The sequence below is a fragment of the Streptomyces sp. NH27 genome (genome assembly GCF_056859195.1).
On the sequence record NZ_JACEGK010000552.1, the window covers coordinates 1 to 5,068 of the forward strand.

Here is a 5,068-nt window from a genome sequence, read left to right on the forward strand (position 1 = left end):
CGGGCCGCACCGCGGCGGATCTTCTCGTACCGGCCCGGGGGCAGGCCGAGGTAGTCGGGGGTGGGCCGCAGGATGACGGTGAGAGGGTCGTCGGGGTCGAAGTCCTGACCGTCGTCAGACTGTGTGATCAAGGCTTCTCCTCAGATGGGCGCGGAGCAGTTCCCTGGCCGTGTGGAGATCGGACATCACGGTCCCCTCCTTGCGGCCGGTGAGCAGGGATATCTCCCGGATCGGCAGGTCGGCGTAGTAGCGCAACAGGATCGGCACGCGCAGGCGTTCGGGCAGCGACTGTACGAGCAGGCGCAATGACGGGTCGGTCTGTTCGGTCGGCGGCCGTACGGCGGCCTCCGCGGTGGCCCGCCGGACGGCTCGGCGTTCGCGCTCCAGTTTGCGCCAGTGGTCCCGGACGAGGTTGGTCGCGGTGACGTAGAGGAATCCGCGCGGCTCCGCCACGGCCGTCCAGCGGGCCCACAGCCGGGTGAACGCCTCGGAGGCGATCTCGTGGGCCGTCTCGTCGTCGTCGACCAGGCGGCGGCACCAGCCGGCGAGGCGCGGGTAGAAGGCGACGAACAGCTCGGACGCTGCCTTCTCGCGGGACCGTTTCAACGCTCTCCATGTCGTGGTGGCAATCGTCGGACACGTGCGGGGCCCTTGCGGGGGGCTGCCCCCGGGCCGCCGGCGTACGGTACGCGGCGGCCCGGGAGCCGGGGGAACGCGTCAGGAGCCCGCCGAGGTCAGCGCGGCGAAGACGATCACGTTGTCGAGGTAGCCGCTGCCGGAGCGCGGGCCGCCGCACGTGATCAGCCGCAGCTCCGGACGGTCCACGTCCCCGTAGACCGTGCTCGTCGGGAAGTCCGACTTGGCGACTGTGCGTACGTCGGTGACCGTGAACTCCGGCGCGGTGCCGTTCTTCAGGCGCGTCACGATCCGGTCGCCCGGGTGCAGCCGCGCGAGGTGGCGGAAGACCCCGTCCCCGTAAGCGCCGACCGTGACATGGGCGAGGATCACCGACGGGCCGGTCTGACCCGGCGTCGGCGAGTTCCGGTACCAGCCCGCACGGTCGTGCGCCGTGATCGGCGGGACCTGCACGCTGCCGTCCGGGGCCAACCCCAGTTGCATGACCGGGGTGTCGACCTCGATGGCCGGGATCTGCAGCCCGACCGGGACCGAACGCCCCACCGCACGTACCGTCTTCGCGGCGGGCCGCGAGGACGGTGGCGAGCTCGGGGGGCGCGTGGTCGCGGCGGCGTGGCCTACCCGGTGGCCGCCGCAGCCCGTGAGCAGCGAGGCCGTCACCGCGGTGGCGAACGCGCGCCTGGAGAGCGAGGTCACGCCCCGTTCGCCCGCCGGCGGCGCACGAGGAGGACCGTCCCGCCGCCGAGCGCGAGCACCGCGGCGGCGCCCCCGCCGATCAGCCCGCCGTTGGCTCCCGAGTGCGAAGCCACCGGCGCCACACCGGTGTCCGGCGCTCCCTTCGGTACGGCGGCGACCTGGCTCTGCTTCGCCGCCGGGGTCGGGGTCGTGGTGGGCGCCGCGGACGGCGCCGCGGACGGGGGCTCGGTCGGGGGCGCGGTCGACGTGGCCTGTGCGGAGGTCGGAGTCGGGGACGGGGAGGCCCCATCGGCGAACGCGGGCACGGTGCTCGCCAGCACGGCGGTGCACGCGAGTGCCACGGCACCCAGAACAGTTCGGCGCATCAATCGCTCTCTTTCGTCGGTCCGCCCGCGCTGTCACGCGCCGGGCTGAGTTGCGGATCGACTGAAAAGACGAGGCAGCGGCGGAACGCATTGTAAAAACCCGGCAAAGCCGCCGGAGTCCAACTGTGCACGGCGGGGGCTGTGGGAAGCCGAGAGCGGCCGGTGCCGATTGCCGCGGGCCCTGCCATGCGCACCATGCCGTTGCCGTCCGGCCGGACCGGCGCGCGATCGGCCGGTGCCTCCGGCGCCCCGTCCGGCTCGCGGGAACCGTCCGGCCGGACCGGTGCCGCACGCATCGCGTGCATCCCCCATCGGCGCGCGGGAGTTGAAACGTTCAATTGCGTCGGGCATGGCCGCGGTCGGGTCGTACGCCGAAGGGGCCGCAGATGATGTGCTTCCTGCGCATTGCCTGAATCGAAACAACGGGTCTAGCCTGGCGCTCGGGTTGAACCGAATCAAAAGTACTGCGTCATCCCGTGTGCTGTCCGGCGTTCGACGCCGGCGCAGGAGCACGACGGACACCGGTCGACCGAGTTGCCGCACGGATGCGCATCGGTCCCGTGGCGGGTGGGTGCGGAGGCAACCGCCGGCACGGCGCCCATATGGCCGAGACGGGCGACCATTCCATTTCCCAGTCAGGAGGCACAGGGTGGTCACTCGTAGAACGTTCCTGTCCGGTTCGGCGGCCGCAGCGGTGGTCGGCGTCGTCGCGGAGCCCGCCGCCGAGGCCCGGACACCGGCCGAGGCCCGGACACCGGCCGAGGCCCGGACGCCGGCCGATGCCGCGTCGGTGCGTCCGATCGACCGGCAGGCCGTCGTGGCCCGGCACCGCGTGGTGCGCGGGAAACTCGACACGCAGAGCCCGCTCCAGGTGGGCAATGGCGGGTTCGCATTCGGCGTCGACGTCACCGGGCTACAGACGTTCGTGCCGTTCAACACCCTGTCGGACTGGGGATGGCACAGCTTCCCGCTGCCGCCCGGCCAGGAGCCGTCGGACTTCCGCGGCCAGGTCTGGGACACGCACGGCCGCCCCGTCGACTACCCCATCCCGAACCCGGACCAGCCCGAGCTGTCGTCGTGGCTCTACGCCAACCCGGCCCGCATCAACCTCGGACGTATCGGCCTGGAACTGACCATGCCCGACGGCCGCGTCGCCGTCGCCGGCGACATCACGGGCATCCACCAGGAACTCGACCTGTGGACCGGCGTCGTCGACAGCCGGTTCGAGATCGCCGGTGAACCCGTGCACGTCCGCACCTGCTGCCACCCCGATCATGACGCGGTCGCCGTGCAGATCGACTCGCCGCTTGTCGCCGCCGGGCGGTTGACGGTCTTCCTCGACTTCCCCTACGCCGACGGGCAGGAGTTCGCCGCGTATGTCGGGAACTACGGTGCCCCGGACGCCCACGAGACGACGGCGACGACGCGCGGGCACAACCACGCCGACATCACGCACCGGCTGGACTCCACCGAGTACCACGTCGCGCTCGCCTGGGAAGGCCACGGTGTGTTCACCGGCCTGGGCTCCACCGCCGGGGAGCTCGTCATCCGCACCGCGCGGTACGGAACCGACGGTCACTGGGCCGACGTCACCGGCTCGCTCGCCCATCTGGTCGCGGACAACTCGCTCACCCTGCTGGTCAATTACCTGAACCTCGGCGACCCGGCGCCCGGCCAGGCCAAGCGCCTGGAGGTCGGCTACACGTACGCGGGCCAGGAGTACGACATCGTCGTCCCCGACAACCAGACCCTGTCGATCGGAGCAGCGGCAGACCGGCACCGCTACCGCCTCGCCGCCGACGGCCACACCAACCGGCTCCGGTTCACCTGCGCGTTCGCGCCCACGCGGGCCGGGTCGGTGCCGACGTCGAGCGCGACCCTCGCGGCGAGCACCCGGGCCTGGCGGCAGTACTGGCTCTCCGGCGGAGCGATCGACCTGTCGGCGAGCACCGACCCGCGCTGGGAAGAGCTGGAGCGCCGGGTCGTGCTCTCCCAGTACCTGATGCGCGCCAACGAGGCGGGTTCGCTGCCGCCGCAGGAGTCCGGGCTGGTCAACAACGGCTGGAACGGCAAGTTCCACATGGAGATGTACTGGTGGCACGGCGCGCACTGGGCGCTGTGGAACCGCTGGCCGATGCTCGACCGCAGCCTGGACGTCTACGAACGCTTCCACCGGTCGGCGCGCGAACGCGCGCAGTTCCAGGGCTTCCGGGGAGCGCGCTGGCCGAAGTGCACGACGGCGGACGGGCGCGAGTCGCCGCACGCCATCCACGCCCTGCTGGTGTGGCAGCAGCCGCATCCCCTCTTCCTCGCCGAGATGGACTACCGGGCGCATCCCGACGAGAGCACGTTGCACAAGTGGCGCGACATCGTCTTCGACACCGCCGACTTCCTCTCCTCCTGGGCCTTCTGGGACGAGGGCACGAGCCGCTACATCCTCGGCCCGCCCATGTACATCGTCTCGGAGAACACCGACCCCAGGACCACGCAGAACCCGACGTTCGAACTCGCCTACTGGCGCTTCGGGCTGCGCATCGCGCAGCAGTGGCGCGAACGCCTCGGTCTGCACCGCGACCCGGGGTGGCAGCGCGTGCACGACGGGCTCGCGCCACTGCCGGTGCAGGACGGCACGTACGTCCTGCACGAGGGCGTTCAGGACATGTGGACGCAGTGGAACTACGAGCACCCGGCCCTGATCGGCCCGTACGGCTGGCTGCCGGGTGACGGCGTGGACGTCCCCACGATGGCCCGCACCGCCGAGAAGGTCTTCACCGGCTGGCGGTTCGACCAGACCTGGGGATGGGACTTCCCGATGCTCGCCATGTGCGCCGCGCGGCTCGGCCGCCCCGACGACGCCGTGGACTTCCTGCTCCACCCGGCCGCCGGCTTTCAGTTCGACGACGCGGGGCTGGCGACCGGCGGGCCGTTCCCGTACTTCCCGAGCAATGCCGCGCTGCTGTACGCCATCGCGTTCATGGCAGCCGGCTGGGACGGCGCACCCGACGGCCACGCGCCGGGCTTCCCGGCGGACCAGCGCTGGAAGGTCCGCTTCGAAGGGCTGCATCCGGCCCTGTGAGTTCAGCGGCCGGCCACGGCACCGGGCCGCCCGCTCACACCACCCCGCCCCTCACTCTCGTGCCACCCTGCTCCTCACTCTCGGGCTTGCCACCGACGCGCCGGGGCCTGCCCCCGGCGCGTCCTCGAACAGGCATGACTCGTCTTCCTCGAAATCCGGGGCCTGGAAAAGGTTCGTCTTCGGAGGCGGCGAGGATGCGGCGGAACGGTGGGACTGCTCTTCCAGTGCGGAGAACAGCGAGGTCAGATCGATGAGAGGCCCGTCTTTCGTTGCAGGTCCTTGGAGGGGCCTGGGG

At 71.5% G+C, this 5,068-nt stretch carries 5 protein-coding genes; 1 reads left to right on the top strand and 4 read right to left on the bottom strand.

Annotated features, from left to right (window positions below):
* Nucleotides 1–114: 114 nt before the first annotated feature.
* The 3 genes from AC13HU_RS31690 to AC13HU_RS31700 form a co-directional block, all read right to left on the bottom strand.
* Complete coding sequence (locus tag AC13HU_RS31690) at nt 115–606, bottom strand: RNA polymerase sigma factor (RefSeq protein WP_483045422.1); 492 nt, start codon at nt 604–606, stop codon at nt 115–117.
* Between the two features lie 111 nt (nt 607–717).
* A complete protein-coding gene (locus tag AC13HU_RS31695; protein ID WP_483045423.1) occupies nt 718–1,332 on the bottom strand; it encodes a class F sortase in 615 nt (204 codons plus the stop codon).
* Nucleotides 1,329–1,697, bottom strand: coding sequence for a sortase-dependent protein (locus AC13HU_RS31700; RefSeq protein ID WP_483045424.1), 369 nt, complete (start codon nt 1,695–1,697; stop codon nt 1,329–1,331). Before AC13HU_RS31700 ends, AC13HU_RS31695 begins: the two co-directional genes overlap by 4 nt.
* 649 nt (nt 1,698–2,346) lie before the next feature.
* Between AC13HU_RS31700 and AC13HU_RS31705 the strand changes: the two genes are divergently transcribed.
* Complete coding sequence (locus tag AC13HU_RS31705; RefSeq protein WP_483045425.1) at nt 2,347–4,773, top strand: DNAJC11 domain-containing protein; 2,427 nt, start codon at nt 2,347–2,349, stop codon at nt 4,771–4,773.
* Between the two features lie 51 nt (nt 4,774–4,824).
* On the opposite strand, the gene AC13HU_RS31710 is transcribed toward AC13HU_RS31705, so the two are convergent.
* Nucleotides 4,825–5,068, bottom strand: a 244-nt coding sequence (locus AC13HU_RS31710) for a hypothetical protein (RefSeq protein ID WP_483045426.1), incomplete at its 5' end; no start/stop codon positions are given.